The sequence below is a fragment of the Serratia sp. J2 genome (genome assembly GCF_046269175.1).
GTDB lineage: Bacteria > Pseudomonadota > Gammaproteobacteria > Enterobacterales > Enterobacteriaceae > Chania > Chania fonticola_C.
On sequence record NZ_JBKABN010000097.1, the window covers coordinates 1 to 759 of the forward strand.

Consider the following 759-nt stretch of genomic DNA (forward strand, 5'->3'; position numbering starts at 1 on the left):
AGAGCAGCTGTGTTTAAAGTCAACGGGTGATGATTAATTTGTCACCCATTTTTTATTATCCCGCAGCATCGCATTCAGGATAGTTAGCAGCTTTCTCACACAAGCCGTCACCGCCACCTTGAACGCTTTCCCACGCCCTATCAGGCGTTCGTAGAACGCCCGGATTGTCGGGTTGTACCGCACTGCTGACAAGGTCGCCATGTACAACGCTGAACGCACTGCGCTTCGCCCTCCCCAGATACTTCGCTTCCCTTTCATTTTTCCACTGTCGTGGGCGTAAGGACACACACCAACCAGCGCACTTATCTTGTGCCGATTCAGTGTCCCCAGCTCCGGCAGCATCGCCAGAAGCACCGCCATCGTTGTCGGCCCGATACCTTTGACTTCCTCCAACAGCGTCGCCTTTTCCCGCCACAGCGGCATCACTTTTATTTGCCTGTCGATGTCGTCATCTGCATCCCGGATTTCAGCCGTCAACCAGTCGATATGTCGCTTGATGCCCACTGAGACCACCACATCATCGCAGCTTTTGTAGCGGTTTATCTCCATGGTCCTGTTATCGACCAGTTGGCGACGGCGGGTCACCATCCCGGCCAGACGCTGCGTCTGTTCGTCCGGTGTGGGACGGGCTTCGGGCTCCATTCTCCGGCCAAACTCGCAGATGACACGGGCATCATTCGGGTCGGTTTTGTACAGAGTCCCTAACGCACGAGCGAAGTTTTTCACCTGGCGTGGATTGACCACGGCCACGGGTAACCC

The 759-nt window shown here is 55.6% G+C and carries 1 protein-coding gene; it reads right to left on the reverse strand.

Going from position 1 to position 759, the window contains the following annotated elements; all coding sequences use genetic code 11:
- Positions 1 to 33: 33 nt before the first annotated feature.
- Positions 34 to 759, reverse strand: a 726-nt coding sequence (locus ACKWMY_RS28220) for an IS110 family transposase (protein WP_409487550.1), incomplete at its 5' end; no start/stop codon positions are given.